The 13538-nt window shown below is 66.4% G+C and carries 14 protein-coding genes; 9 read left to right on the plus strand and 5 right to left on the minus strand.

Annotated elements, in window-relative coordinates; genetic code table 11:
* Positions 1-4: 4 nt before the first annotated feature.
* The 4 genes from ACSDHM_RS11740 to ACSDHM_RS11755 all read right to left on the minus strand — a co-directional run bounded on the left by ACSDHM_RS11740 (position 5) and on the right by ACSDHM_RS11755 (position 3274).
* Positions 5-247 (minus strand): SlyX family protein, encoded by a 243-nt coding sequence (locus tag ACSDHM_RS11740; RefSeq protein WP_005410256.1) that lies wholly within the window; start codon positions 245-247, stop codon positions 5-7.
* On the minus strand, positions 240-1589 hold the full coding sequence (locus tag ACSDHM_RS11745) for a UDP-glucose dehydrogenase family protein (protein WP_180883886.1): 1350 nt from the start codon (positions 1587-1589) through the stop codon (positions 240-242). Before ACSDHM_RS11745 ends, ACSDHM_RS11740 begins: the two co-directional genes overlap by 8 nt.
* A gap of 23 nt (positions 1590-1612) precedes the next feature.
* Entirely contained in the window at positions 1613-2590 is a 978-nt protein-coding gene (locus ACSDHM_RS11750) for an FKBP-type peptidyl-prolyl cis-trans isomerase N-terminal domain-containing protein (protein WP_014037761.1), read from the minus strand.
* Between the two features lie 96 nt (positions 2591-2686).
* The gene (locus ACSDHM_RS11755; RefSeq protein ID WP_072168168.1) at positions 2687-3274 is read right to left on the minus strand and encodes a glutathione peroxidase; all 588 of its coding nucleotides are present in this window, start codon (positions 3272-3274) and stop codon (positions 2687-2689) included.
* 368 nt (positions 3275-3642) lie between these two features.
* Here ACSDHM_RS11755 and ACSDHM_RS11760 point away from each other — a divergent pair, with 368 nt between their 5' ends.
* The 7 genes from ACSDHM_RS11760 to ACSDHM_RS11790 all read left to right on the plus strand — a co-directional run bounded on the left by ACSDHM_RS11760 (position 3643) and on the right by ACSDHM_RS11790 (position 8220).
* Entirely contained in the window at positions 3643-3879 is a 237-nt protein-coding gene (locus ACSDHM_RS11760) for a hypothetical protein (protein ID WP_072168169.1), read from the plus strand.
* A 2-nt stretch (positions 3880-3881) separates the two neighbouring features.
* Positions 3882-4241, plus strand: a complete 360-nt coding sequence (locus ACSDHM_RS11765) for a GntR family transcriptional regulator (protein ID WP_005417481.1) — start codon at positions 3882-3884, stop codon at positions 4239-4241.
* A complete protein-coding gene (locus ACSDHM_RS11770) occupies positions 4241-5116 on the plus strand; it encodes an ABC transporter ATP-binding protein (protein WP_005417484.1) in 876 nt (291 codons plus the stop codon). The genes ACSDHM_RS11765 and ACSDHM_RS11770 overlap by 1 nt, the downstream gene beginning before the upstream one ends.
* Complete coding sequence (locus tag ACSDHM_RS11775; protein WP_065178601.1) at positions 5113-6141, plus strand: ABC-2 transporter permease; 1029 nt, start codon at positions 5113-5115, stop codon at positions 6139-6141. The genes ACSDHM_RS11770 and ACSDHM_RS11775 overlap by 4 nt, the downstream gene beginning before the upstream one ends.
* A 25-nt stretch (positions 6142-6166) precedes the next feature.
* Complete coding sequence (locus ACSDHM_RS11780) at positions 6167-7054, plus strand: DUF4097 family beta strand repeat-containing protein (protein ID WP_072168170.1); 888 nt, start codon at positions 6167-6169, stop codon at positions 7052-7054.
* Positions 7055-7082: 28 nt separating this feature from the next.
* A complete protein-coding gene (locus tag ACSDHM_RS11785) occupies positions 7083-7688 on the plus strand; it encodes a hypothetical protein (protein WP_072168171.1) in 606 nt (201 codons plus the stop codon).
* A gap of 106 nt (positions 7689-7794) precedes the next feature.
* Positions 7795-8220: a hypothetical protein gene (locus ACSDHM_RS11790; RefSeq protein ID WP_072168172.1), complete on the plus strand. Its 426-nt coding sequence runs from the start codon at positions 7795-7797 to the stop codon at positions 8218-8220.
* 71 nt (positions 8221-8291) lie between these two features.
* Here the strand turns inward: ACSDHM_RS11790 and ACSDHM_RS11795 are convergent, their stop codons facing one another.
* On the minus strand, positions 8292-9719 hold the full coding sequence (locus ACSDHM_RS11795; protein WP_072168173.1) for a class II fumarate hydratase: 1428 nt from the start codon (positions 9717-9719) through the stop codon (positions 8292-8294).
* A 292-nt stretch (positions 9720-10011) separates the two neighbouring features.
* Here ACSDHM_RS11795 and purB point away from each other — a divergent pair, with 292 nt between their 5' ends.
* Both purB and ACSDHM_RS11805 read left to right on the plus strand, forming a co-directional pair.
* The gene (gene purB, locus ACSDHM_RS11800) at positions 10012-11379 is read left to right on the plus strand and encodes an adenylosuccinate lyase (RefSeq protein ID WP_439426290.1); all 1368 of its coding nucleotides are present in this window, start codon (positions 10012-10014) and stop codon (positions 11377-11379) included.
* Between the two features lie 740 nt (positions 11380-12119).
* Positions 12120-13532, plus strand: coding sequence for a ribosomal protein uL16 3-hydroxylase (locus ACSDHM_RS11805; protein WP_072168348.1), 1413 nt, complete (start codon positions 12120-12122; stop codon positions 13530-13532).
* Positions 13533-13538: the final 6 nt, after the last annotated feature.

Here is a 13538-nt window from a genome sequence, read left to right on the forward strand (position 1 = left end):
CGGATCAGTAGTGCGGCGGCGGCGGTTCGCTCGCCGGATCGGAAGAATTCAGCGCGTTGCGGACCTTGCCCAGGTCTTCCAGCAGCACGCGCAGCACGTCGGCGTTGCGCATGCCCTGCATGCGGGCATCGGCCAGCGCATCGCTCAGTTCGGCCAGCGCCTGTTCCTGGAAGGACACGCGCATTTCCAGTTCGACCAGGCGCGCTTCCAGCGCCTGCTCGCGTTCGGTTGGCAGCAGATCAGACATGCAGCGAGCGCCCCCGGCCAATGCCGTAGTACGCCAGGCCCGCCGCTTCCACATCCGCCGGCTCGTACAGGTTGCGGCCGTCGAACACCACCGCGTCCTTCAACTGCTCGCGCAGCGTCTGGAAATCAGGGCTGCGGAACTGCTTCCACTCGGTCACCACGACCAGTGCATCGGCCCCCTGCAGCGCCTCGTCGGCACTGCTGCAGAACACCAGATCATCGCGCTCGCCGAAGATGCGCTGCGACTCGTGCATCGCTTCCGGATCGTAGGCACGCACCGTCGCGCCGCCTTCCCACAGCTGCGCCAGCAGGCGACGGCTGGAAGCTTCGCGCATGTCATCGGTGTTCGGCTTGAACGCCAGGCCCCACACGGCAAAGGTCTTGCCACGCACACCTTCGTCTTCACCCTTGTCGTAATGACGCTGGATGAGGGCGAACAGATGGCCCTTCTGCGCATCGTTGACCGCTTCCACGGCGTTCAGCAGCTTCGGCTCCAGGCCGGCCTGCTGCGCGGTGCGGGCCAGCGCCTGCACATCCTTGGGGAAGCACGAGCCGCCGTAACCGGCGCCCGGGTAGATGAAATGCCAGCCGATGCGCGGATCCGAGCCGATGCCCTGGCGGACCTGCTCGACATCGGCGCCGACACGTTCGGCGATGTTGGCGATTTCGTTCATGAACGAGATCTTGGTCGCCAGCATCGCGTTGGCGGCGTACTTGGTCAGCTCCGCCGAACGTACGTCCATTTCCACCACGCGGTCGTGGTTGCGGTTGAACGGCGCGTACAGGCGCCGCATTACCGCCACCGACTCGGCGCTGGTCGCGCCGATGATGATGCGATCCGGGCGCATGCAGTCGGCGACAGCGTCGCCTTCCTTCAGGAATTCCGGGTTGGACACCACATCGAAGGCGATGTCCGCGCCACGTGCCGCCAACTCTGCGGCAATGGCGGCACGCACCTTGTCGGCGGTGCCCACCGGCACAGTCGACTTGTTGACCACCACGGTCGGCACGCTCATGTGCCGGCCGATGGTGCGGGCCACAGCCAGCACGTACTGCAGATCGGCACTGCCATCCTCGTCCGGCGGCGTGCCAACGGCGATGAACACGACCTGGCCGTGGCCGATCGCGGCCGCGGCATCGGTGGTGAACGCCAGCCGCGACGCGGCGTGGTTGGCCTTCACCATCGGCTCCAGGCCCGGCTCATAGATCGGGATGATGCCCTGGTTGAGGCCATCGACCTTGGCCTGGTCGATATCGACGCAGACCACCTGGTGGCCGACGTCGGCCAGGCAGGTACCGGTCACCAGCCCTACATAACCGGTACCGAAAATCGCAACGCGCATGTCCGTGCAGGCTCCGTGGTCGCTTACGGCAGGACGCCCAGCAGCTCGACGTCGAAGGTCAGAGTCGCATTCGGGCCGATCGGGCCACCCGGGGTGCCGTTCTCACCGTAAGCCAGCTCACCCGGGATCCAGAAGCGGTACTTCGACCCGACCGGCATCAGCGCGACGCCTTCGGTCCAGCCCTTGATCACCTGGTCCAGGCCGAACTCGGCCGGCTGGCGACCATAGGAGCTGTCAAACACGGTGCCGTTGAGCAGCTTGCCTTCGTAGTTCACGCGCACCTTGCTGCTCGGCAGCGGGCGCTCGCCGCTACCCGGGCGGATGATCTGGTACTGCAGGCCCGACGGGGTGGTGACGACGCCCGGCTGGGTCTTGTTCTTGGCCAGGAACGCGTTGCCTTCCTCGCGGTTGGTCTGTGCGGCTGCGGCGGCCTTGGCCTGCATCTCGGCCTGCTTGCTGCCCATGAAGGCCTGGATGGTGGCGGTCGCGTCAGCTTCCGTCATCTTCGGCTGGCCCTTGCTCAGGCCTGTGCTGATCGCGTCAAACAGCGAGGCGACATCAATGTCGTCCTTCAGCTGTGCCAGCGACGGGCCGACCGAGTACGAACCGATCATCTGCGACACTTTGACGCGATCGACCTTCGGCGGCTGCGAACCCGGCGCCATGCCCGGCACCTGCTGGCCACTGCGGGCCATCACCACCTGGCGCAACGCGGCATCGGTGGCCTTGGCCTGTTCCTGGGTGATCTGCGGCTGCAGGCCTTCGAACGAACGCTCCACGGCAGTGCGCAGCGCGGCCACATCGATCTCATCGGCGATCGGGGTGAACGACTTGGCGACATCAAGGCCGATGGCGTAGCCGAGCTTCTGCTTGGGGGAATTCAAGGTTGCGGTCTCCTTGGCGGCTGCGGGGGCAGCCGGTTGTTGCGACAGAGCGACACCCGAAGTGCCCATCGCCAGAATCAGAACCGACGCCGCGGCGCCGCGCATTCCCATCTTCATTCGCTGCATTCCTGGAAGTGTCTGGGCGCCGACGTCGGCGCGAAAAGAAACATTGTCGCACGCATGCCGTCGATGTCGAGGCATCCGTGCCGGATATCAATGCGTGGCGGCTGCGGCCAGCGCCTTGTCGATGGCGGCGGTCAGCTGCGGATCGTCCGGCGTTACCTTGCTGGCGAACTGGGCAATGACCTTGCCATCGCGGCCGACCAGGTACTTGTGGAAGTTCCAGCCCGGCGCCACGCCGGTGGCCGCGGTCAGCCTCTGGTACAGCGGCGTCGCCTGTGCACCGACGACATGCACCTTCTCGAACATCGGGAACCTGACGCCATAGGTGAGCGTGCAGAAATCCTGGATCTGCTTTTCGTCACCGGGCTCCTGGCCCTTGAAATCGTTGGACGGGAAACCGAGCACGGCAAAGCCGCGGCCGGCATATCGCTTCTGCAGCGCCTCCAGGCCTTCGTACTGAGGGGTATAGCCGCACTTGCTTGCGGTATTGACCACCAGCAGTACCTGCCCGTGGTAGCGCTGCTGCAGGTTGACCTGCTGCTTGCTCGCGAGTGGGCGGTACTCCAGGTCCAGCAGATCGGCCGCCAGCACATGGGCGGAACCGGCCAGGCCGGCCACCAGCAGGGTCAGCAGGGACAGGCCGCGCAGGCGGCGCGGGATAACGGTCGGCAGGTGCATCGAGAGCGGTCCGCGGTAGCCATTCACAGGGCCGGCCGGTAGCGGCCGGGAATCGGCCGAACTATAGCACCGCCCCGCCCCCCCCCCCTTGTTGCGGCAAGCGCCTGCGGCTTTGCGCAGCGTGGCGTCTTTCCGCTGGCCTTACCAGCGACGGCGCAGTGATGACATAGCATGGACAACACTGAATGGAAGGCGGAACTGGATCAGCCCCTACATCAAATTTATTTCCCTTTCCAATCAAATGGATAAGTGAATATTTCAGCAATTTGACCACCCCTGCCATCAGTTGGGGACGGCAGGGGCTTGCACCCAGGCGTGCCGGTGTTATAGTTGCATACAACACCAGTCACCTGAGACAGGGGGAAGCCATGAACGCCCGCATCCGTCGCAACCTCACCGCCCCCGCGGCCGCTGCTGTTTCGACCCTGATCGTGCTGGCCTGGCTGGCCACGCCCACCACCCCCGCCTCTCCCGACAGTGCGCAGGATGCAAACGCTGCACCGGCCGGGAACGCCGCTTCCTCCCCCTCTCCCCCGCGTCGGCTGCACAGCTCCCTGTCCATGCCGTATTTCTCGTTCGCCCAGCCGCTGACCCCACGGAGCTGAATATGAGCGACATCCAGTGGAGCGACGGCGCTCCCATCTACCGTCAATTGAAGGAGCGCGTGATCGCCATGATGCTCGACGGAATCCTGAAGCCGGGCGATGCCCTGCCTTCGGTGCGCCAGGTGGCCGCCGACTATCAACTCAACCCCATCACCGTTTCGCGCGCCTACCAGGAACTGGCCGATGAAGGCCTGGTCGAGAAGCGCCGCGGCCTGGGCATGTTCATGACCGAGCAGGCGGCCACGCAGCTGCGCAGCAGCGAGCGCGAGCGCTTCCTCAACGAAGAATGGCCCGCGGTGCTGGAGCGCATCCAGCGCCTGGGCCTGAGCCTCGACGAATTGCTGCCCCAGGGGAACGTCTGATGAACAGCACTGCAAGCGAACCCGTCATCACCGCGCGAGGCCTGCGCAAGGCCTACAGGACCACGGTAGCCCTCGACAACGCCAGCTTCAGCATTCCGAGCGGGCGCATCGTCGGCCTGATCGGTCCCAACGGCGCCGGCAAGACCACCGCACTGAAGGCCATCCTCGGCCTCACCTCGGTGGAAGGCGACCTGAGCGTGCTCGGCCGCGATCCGCGACTGCATCGCGACGAGCTGATGAATGACATCTGCTTCATCGCCGACGTCGCCGTGCTGCCGCGCTGGCTGAAGGTGCGCGAGGCGATCGACTTCGTCGCCGGCGTCCACCCGCGCTTCGACCGCGCCCGCTGCGAGCGCTTCCTGGCCAATACCAAGCTGCAACCAAAGCAGCGCGTGCGCGAACTGTCCAAGGGCATGATCGTGCAGCTGCACCTGGCGCTGGTGATGGCCATCGACGCCCGCATCCTGGTCCTGGACGAGCCCACTCTCGGCCTGGACATCCTCTATCGCAAGGAGTTCTACCAGCGCCTGCTGGAGGACTATTTCGACGAACAGAAGACCATCATCGTCACCACCCATCAGGTGGAAGAGATCGAGCACATCCTCAGCGACGTCATGTTCATCCGTGATGGCCGCATCGTGCTCGACGCGGACATGGACGATGTCGGCCAGCGCTACACCGAGCTGCTGGTCAACGCCGACCAGCTGGAGACCGCGCGTGCGCTGAAGCCGATCGACGAGCGCAGCCTGGCGTTCGGCAAGACCGTGATGCTGTTCGATGGCGTGCCGCGCACCCAGCTCTCCACCCTTGGCGAGACCCGCAGCCCGGGCCTGGCCGATCTGTTCGTCGCCATCATGAAGGGGACCTACGCATGAATGCCGTCAACCACCCCGTCAGCCCGATGGGCACCCTGCGCTGGCTGCTCAAGCGCGAGTACTGGGAGAACCGTGGCGGTTTCCTGTATGCACCGCTGATCGCCGGCCTGATCTCGCTGGTGATGAGCACCATCGGCATCGCCTTCGGCCTGTTCGCCCTGCACCGGGCCGCACGTGATGGTGGCCTGCACATCGACGGCGAAGACGTGAACATCAACGGCCTGGACCTGGCCCTGCTGACCCGCGACATCAGTGCCAAGGACCTGGCTGACCTTGGCAACGGCCTCGACCTGACCCTGGTGCTCAGCTCGGCCTGGCCGTTCCTGGTACTGGCCTTCGTGGTGTTTTTCTACTGCCTGGGTGCCCTGTACGACGACCGCCGCGACCGCAGCATCCTGTTCTGGAAGTCACTGCCGCTGTCGGATACCCAGACCGTGTTGTCCAAGGTGATCAGCGCACTGATCGTGGCCCCACTGATCGCGGTGATCGCCGGCATCATCACCATGTTCGGCTTCATGCTGGTGATCAGCATCGTCGCGCTGATGCACGGCGGCAGCCCGATGACCCTGATCTGGGGCCCGGCCAGCCCGCTGACCCTGGCCGCCGGCCACCTGGCCTGGATCCCGGTCTACGCCCTGTGGGCCCTGCCCACCGCCGGCTGGTTGCTGCTGTGCTCGGCCTGGGCCCGCAGCAAGCCGTTCCTGTGGGCGGTGATGCTGCCGCTGTTCGCCGGCGTCATCGTCAGCACCACCAAGGTGATGCCGCTGATCGGCCTGACCACGGGCTGGTTCTGGCAGAACATCGTTGGCCGGCTGCTGCTGGGCGGCGTACCGGGCACGGACCTGGTGTATCGCCTCAGCGCCGAGGAAGGCACGCGCCGCGACCTCGAATCGGTGGTCAGCCTGATGTCGCCGGCCTCGCAGCTGAAATCACTGGCGATGCCGGAACTGTGGATCGGTGCTGCCGTCGGCGCCGTGTTCATTGTCCTTGCCATCCGTCTGCGCAAGCGCGCCGGCGAGATCTGATTCCATCCACCCGGAGGCACCACCCATGCGTTCCCTGCTCGCCTGTTCTGCATTGTTGCTGTTGCCGCTGTCGGCGCTGGCCGCCGATGCTCCGAACTGCAAGTTCACCGCTGCCCGCGCGCTGAAGCTGGACGTGGCCGGTGCCAAAGCGGTGGTGTTCGAGGTCAACCAGCATGACCTGAAGGTGGTCGCCAGCCCCGGCGGTGGCCAGTTGGATGGCCGTGCCTGTGCGTCCAGCCAGGAATGGCTGGAGCAGCTGGTACTGGACCAGCGCAAGGTGGGCGACAAGCTGGTGGTGAGTCTGCGCCGCGAGGGCCGTGACAGCGGCATCAGCTTGGGCAGCAGTTATGCCTGGCTGGACATCCGTGGCAGCGTGCCGGACAACCTTCCGCTGCAGTTCAAGGTCGGCTCCGGCGATGCCAGCGTGGACAACGCGCAGTCGCTGAGCGTGGATGTCGGCTCCGGTGATGCCATCGTGCGTGGCACCCGCGGCAGCATCCATGCAGCGGTGGGTTCGGGCGACCTGGACATTGACGGCGGCAGTTCGCTGAACCTGCTCTCGCTGGGTTCCGGCGACGTCAAGGTGCGCAACATCGGTGGCGATGCGGTCACCGGCACTGTCGGTTCGGGTGACCTGAAGATCAGCGATGTCCGCGGCAACGCACGACTGGACACGGTCGGTTCCGGCGACATCGGGTTCAAGCGCGTGCAAGGCAACGTCGAGGTCGGTGTGGTCGGCTCGGGCGATGTTGATCTGTCCGACATCGGCGGCAATGTGCATGTGCGCAGTCACGGCTCGGGGGACATCCAGGTCGATGGCGTGCGCGGCAGCCTGACCGTCGACCACAGCGGCAGCGGCGATGTCGGCCACCGCAACGTCAGCGGCACCGTCACCCTGCCCCGTAAAAAGTAACCGCTACGGACCGATCGAGGAAACTGCCATGAATCTGCTGCGCGTGCTGCCTGCCACCCTGCTGTGCCTGCCGCTGATCGCCTGCGGCGGCACGTCCTCCACGCCTGATACCACCGTCGGCAAAAGCGTGGCCGACGCGACCAGCGGGGTCGGCCAGACTGTCAAGGAGGCCATGGACGATGCCCGCAAGGACATCACTCAGGGCAACATCAAGATCTCGGCCGACAAGCAGCCGCGTGCCGAGATCACCCCGGATGGCCACCTGCTGATCGACGGCAAGGACGTGCCGGCCAACGAAACCCAGCGCCAACGGCTGCTGGAATATCGCGGCCACGTCGTCGCCATTGCAATGGACGGCATGGATGTCGGCCTGGCTGGCGCCAAGCTCGGTGCCAGCGCTGCCGGCGAAGCGCTGAAGGGCATTTTCAGCGGCGACAGCGAAGGCATCGAGAAGCGGATCAACGCCGAGGCCGAGAAGATCGAGGCCCAGGCCAAGCGCATCTGCAACCGCATGCCGGCGATGCTGGCCAGCCAGCAGGCACTGGCGCGCGAGCTGCCGGCGTTCAAGCCCTACGCAACGATGGACCAGAGTGACGTCGACGACTGCGGCAAGGACACCGTGGTCCGGCGCTAGGCCTGTGACAGATCAGCGCACCCGGCCGGCAGCGGCGCCCCGCTGCCGGCCGTAGCGTGCCGACCGGCTTACAATGGCGGCCCCGGACGCCCCCGAACCGAATGCCATGAAGAAGTTGTTCCTGCTGCTGGCCGCCCTGCTCTGCCTGGGCCTGGTCGGCTGTGACAAGGATTACCGCAACCACCGCGCCGAGCGCGGCAAGCCCAAGATTTCCGTCAGCGAAGGCATGGTGACCGTGCGTCGCCCGCCGGCACCGAACATCATCATCCTCGGCGATGGCACGATGAAGGTGGACGAGATCCAGATCCCGCTGGACCAAGGGCAGAAGCAGATGCTGCAGACGATGTTCGGCAGGCTGCAGGTGCTGCGCCAGAACACCCTGGTCGCCGCCCCGGCCGATCCCAACATGCAACCGGTGAAGATCCAGCCGCCGGAGAGCATGGAAGTGATTCCGGCGGACCTGATCCAGCGCATCCCCGAGTTCAAGGATTACACCGACACGTTCGGCAACATCGTCGCCGACCGTCGCTGAAGCAGAAACGCCGCCCCAGGGCGGCGTTCCTGCGTGTGGTGGGTGCGGACCTTGGTCCGCACGCCGTTCGATCAACCGCCCCCGCCACCGCCCCCCGCCTGGATGCCACCGGCAGTCAGCGCGACCGGGTCCAGCAGGCGGCGCAGCTCGGCTTCGTCCAGGCCGCTGTCCTCCAGCGCGACGTCCAACACCGGGCGCTGTTCCTTGTAGGCACGCTTGGCAATGGCCGCGGCCTTCTCGTAGCCGATGATCGGGTTCAGTGCAGTAACCAGGATCGGATTGCGCGCCAGCGCTTCGGCCACGCGGTCCTCGCGCACCTTCAGCCCGGCGATCGCGCTGTCGGCCAGCAGCCGCGACACATTCGCGAGCAGGCCGATGCCATCGAGCAGGTTCACCGCGATCAGTGGCAGGGTGACGTTGAGCTGGAAGTTGCCGGTCTGTCCGGCCACGGTGATTGCCGTGTGGTGGCCGATCACCTGCGCGCAGGCCATCACGGTCGCTTCCGGAATCACCGGGTTGACCTTGCCCGGCATGATCGAGCTGCCCGGCTGCAGTGCCGGCAGTTCGATCTCGCCCAGCCCGGCCAGCGGACCGGCATTCATCCAGCGAAGATCATTGGCGATCTTGATCAACGCCACCGCCAGTGCATTGAGCTGGCCGGACAACTCCACTGCATCGTCCTGCGCGGCCAGGCCTTCGAACTTGTTCTCGGCGCTGTCGAACTTGAAACCGGTCTGTTGCTTCAGTGCCTTGGCTACCTGCGCGCCAAAACGCGGGTCGGCGTTGATGCCGGTGCCGATGGCGGTGCCACCCAGCGGCAGGCGGCGCACGCGCTTGAGGCTGTCTTCGATGCGCTCCTGCGCCGAGGCCAGCTGCGCCGACCATGCGCCGAACTCCTGCTCGAAGGTCAGTGGCATCGCGTCCATCAGGTGGGTACGGCCGGTCTTGACCACCTTGCGCAGGCTGCGGCCCTTCTTGTCGAGGGTCTTGCGCAGGTGCACCAGCGCCGGCAGCAGCTGTTCGTGCGTCGCCAGCACCGCCGACACGCGCAGCGCGGTCGGGATCACGTCGTTGGAGCTCTGCCCCTGGTTGACGTGGTCATTGGGATGCACGGTGGTCTTGCCCGCCTTGCCGGCACGGTTGGCCAAGGTGGCGATGACCTCATTGGCATTCATGTTCGACGACGTGCCCGAACCGGTCTGGTAGACGTCGATCGGGAAGTGCGCGTCCCAGTTGCCGGCGGCCACTTCGGCAGCAGCGGTCTGGATGGCCTTGGCCACGTTCTTCGGCAGGTGGCCCAGCTCGGCGTTGACGCCGGCGGCAGCGCCCTTGACCAGGCCCAGGGCACGGATGAAACCGCGCGGCATGCGCTGGCCCGACACCGGGAAATTCTGCACGGCACGCTGGGTCTGGGCGCCCCACAGGGCGTCGGCAGGCACCTGCAGCTCGCCCATGCTGTCGTGTTCGATTCTGAAACCCTTGCTTGCAGCTTTGCTCATTGCTTCAACTCCGCACTACTTCAGTTGGGGAAAGGGAAGCGGCGGCTGGCAGGGTGTCGCTTCCCGGGCTGGCGGCTGCGCCAACGATACTCCCTTGCCCGCAGCGTGGGATGATGAGGACGGGCCAGAACGTTCCGTCCGCAGGGCCGTGTTGTAGAGCCGAGCCCATGCTCGGCTTCCCGCAGGGCGCCGGATTCTCCGAAGCAGCCGAGCGTGGGCTCGGCTCTACAGGGCACGCCCCGCCGGCACGTCGTAGAATATCGGCCCCGCCGCTCGTCCCAGCCCTGCCGACATGTCCGATTCCGCCCTGCTCGCCCTGTCCCCGCTCGATGGCCGCTATGCCGGCAAGGTCGACGCGCTGCGCCCGATCTTCTCCGAATACGGCCTGATCAAGGCCCGCATCACGGTCGAGGTGGAATGGCTGCTGGCGCTGGCCGCCGAACCGGGCATCGTCGAACTGGCGCCGTTCTCCGACGCCGCCGTCGCCCGCCTGCGCGACCTGGCCGCCCGCTTCAGCCCGGCCCAGGCCGCGCGCGTGAAGGAGATCGAGCGCACCACCAACCATGACGTCAAGGCGGTGGAGTACTTCATCAAGGAACAGCTGAAGTACGACGCCGAGCTGGCTCCGGCGCTGGAATTCGTGCATTTCGCCTGCACCAGCGAAGACATCAACAACCTCAGCTACGGACTGATGCTGGAACAGGCCCGCCGCGAGGTGCTGCTGCCGACCCTGGACGGCATCGCCAGCACCCTGCGCACCCTGGCCCACGCCCAGGCCGGCCAGCCGATGCTGTCGCGCACCCACGGCCAGACCGCCTCGCCGACCACGCTGGGCAAGGAGCTGGCCAACGTGGTCGCACGCCTGGAGCGCCAGCGCCGGCAGATCGCCGCGGTCGAACTGACCGGCAAGATCAACGGTGCGGTCGGCAACTACAACGCCCACATCGCCAGCTACCCGGACGTGGACTGGCCGGCCTTCGCCGAGCGCTTCGTGACCGGCCTGGGCCTGGTATTCAACCCGTACACCACGCAGATCGAGCCGCACGACAACATCGCCGAGATCGGCGATGCGGCGCGTCGCGCCAATATCATCCTGATCGACCTGGCCCGCGACATCTGGGGCTACATCTCGCTGGGCTACTTCAAGCAGCGCCTGAAGGAAGGCGAGGTCGGCTCGTCGACGATGCCGCACAAGGTCAATCCGATCGATTTCGAGAACGCGGAAGGCAACTTCGGTATCGCCAACGCGCTGTTCGAGCACTTCAGCGCGAAGCTGCCGATCAGCCGCTGGCAGCGTGACCTGACCGATTCCACCGTGCTGCGCGCACTGGGCACCGCGTTCGGCCACAGCCAGGTGGCGCTGGATTCGCTGGCCAAGGGCCTGGGCAAGCTGGAAGTGAACCCGCAGCGCCTGGATGCCGATCTGGACGCGGCCTGGGAAGTGCTGGCCGAGGCCGTGCAGACGGTGATGCGCCGCCACGGCCTGCCGAACCCGTATGAGCAGCTGAAGGCGCTGACCCGCGGCCAGGGCATCACGGCCGAGTCGATGCGTGCGTTCGTGCAGGGGCTGGAGCTGCCGGCGGATGCGAAGCAGCGTCTGCTGGACATGACCCCCGGCAGCTACACCGGTCTGGCCGAGGCGCTGGCGAAGAAGATCTAAGGGGTTTGCTTGCGGCGGCGGCCGCGTGCGCTGCCTGCGGCAGGCAACATCAACGTCAAGAGCGGCTCTGGATTGCTGCTAGCTGGGCGGGGCAGGTTGGGTTCGCGGGGGACGCCGTGAATCCGTCCGTGGAGGCTTAGCCGCGCCATCCATGGCGCGGATACCCCCGCGAACCCAACCCGCCCCACCTCTGACAGTTGTCCGGTGACGGATCGAAGAGCGTTGGGTTGTCGGGACGGAATTTGAGAGAGGGACGCGGCTTCGCCGCGTCCCTCCTTGTTTGTGGGGGTTTTGTAGAGCCGAGCCCATGCTCGGCTGATTTTCGCGTGGGCAAAAGCAAGCCGAGCGTGGGCTCGGCTCTACAAGGGCATGAGCAAGCGCAGCGCGCGACCCGCTCTTGCCTTTGATTTTCTTCTTCCATTCCGTGGCGGGCCCCGCAGGAAACTGTCAGGGGCCGGGCGGGTGGACCGTGCAGGGGCGTTGGCGCCATGGATGGCGCCATCGAGCTTACAGGGACGTACTTGCAGCGTCCCCTGCATGGCCCACCCGCCCGGCCAAGCCCATGAAGCCGGTCGACTAACAGTCGACCCTACCAAGATGTCGCCACGAGGGGCTCCGCCGTTGGCCGGACACCCCGCGACAAACCACCGCACGTGCGCAATCCCCACGAACGTCGGACAATGCAACCCATGGCGGCCCGCCACGCCGCCCCTCCCGCTTTCCGCTGCAAGGATTCCCCCATGGCCGCCCGCAAGTCCTCCGCCCCCCTCATCGAAGTCACCGCCCGCCCCGGCCAGCCGCTGGGCATGGCGCCGGCCACCTTCCTGCGCGACTTCTGGCAGAAACGCCCGCTGCTGATCCGCAACGCCTTCCCCAACTTCCAGACCCCGGTGCAGCCGGAAGACCTGGCCGGGCTGGCCTGCGAGGAAGGCGTGCTCGCGCGCCTGATCGAGCACGACAAGACCCGGGACGGCTGGCGCGTGCGCACCGGCCCGTTCCAGGAAGACGTGTTCCCCGCCCTGCCCGACCACGACTGGACCCTGCTTGTGCAGGACGTGGACAAGTGGGATCCGGACGTGCGCGCCCTGATCGAGCACTTCAGCTTCCTGCCGCGTTGGCGCATGGATGACGTGATGATCAGCTTCGCCGCCACCGGCGGCTCGGTCGGCGCCCATGTCGACCAGTACGACGTGTTCCTGCTGCAGGCCCACGGCCACCGCCGCTGGCAGATCGACGCCAGCGAATCGATCAAGGGCAAGCAGCCACCGCTGGGCTTCCGCCCGGACGTGGAACTGAAGCTGCTGAAGGTATTCAAGCCGACCCACGACTGGGTGCTGGCGCCGGGCGACATGCTGTACCTGCCGCCGAACGTGCCGCACCACGGCGTCGCCGAGGATCCCTGCCTGACGTTCTCCTTCGGCATGCGCGCGCCGTCCTCGGCCGAACTGATCAGCGACTACCTCGACACCCTGATCGCCGATGCCGACGAGAACATCCGTTACCAGGATGCCGACCTCAAGGTGCCAGCCGACCCGAACGAAATCGACACGGTGGCGATGGCGCGGGTGATCACCGCGCTCAACGCCATCCGCATGAACGACCCGGACAAGCTGGGTGACTGGTTCGGTCGCTTCATCACCACCTACCGCGCCGCCGGCGAAGTGATGGCCCACCAGGCCGCGCCGGCTCCGGAGGAAGTGGTCCAGGCACTGGCCTCCGGCCTGCTGCTGCAGCGCCACCCGTGGGCACGCCTGGCCTGGCGCCGGGCCAAGCGCGGCGCCAGCCTGTACGTCAGCGGCCAGGACTTCGCGCTGCCGGTGAAGGACGCCCAGCGCCTGGCCGGCGCCGAGCAGCTCGACGCCGCCGCCTATCGCGGCCTGTCCGACAAGGGCCGGGCCGTGCTCCAGCAGCTGCTGGTCGGCGGCGTGTTCCAGCTGATCGATCCCAGCGAAATGTATGACGCTGAAGACGAGGACGACGGCGAAGACGCCGTGGTCCTCGGCGAAGTGGTCGAAGGCCGTGACCGCGTCGATGCGATCGACGCCGACGCGGTGTCCGACGATGTCCACTCCGTGACCGTGCACGACGACGGTATCGAGGTCATCGTCAACTTCGAGGACGACGACGAAGACGACAGCACGGGCCGGGCCTGAGCCCTC

Source organism: Stenotrophomonas sp. T8 (assembly GCF_051853085.1).
In the GTDB taxonomy this organism is placed as follows: domain Bacteria; phylum Pseudomonadota; class Gammaproteobacteria; order Xanthomonadales; family Xanthomonadaceae; genus Stenotrophomonas; species Stenotrophomonas sepilia.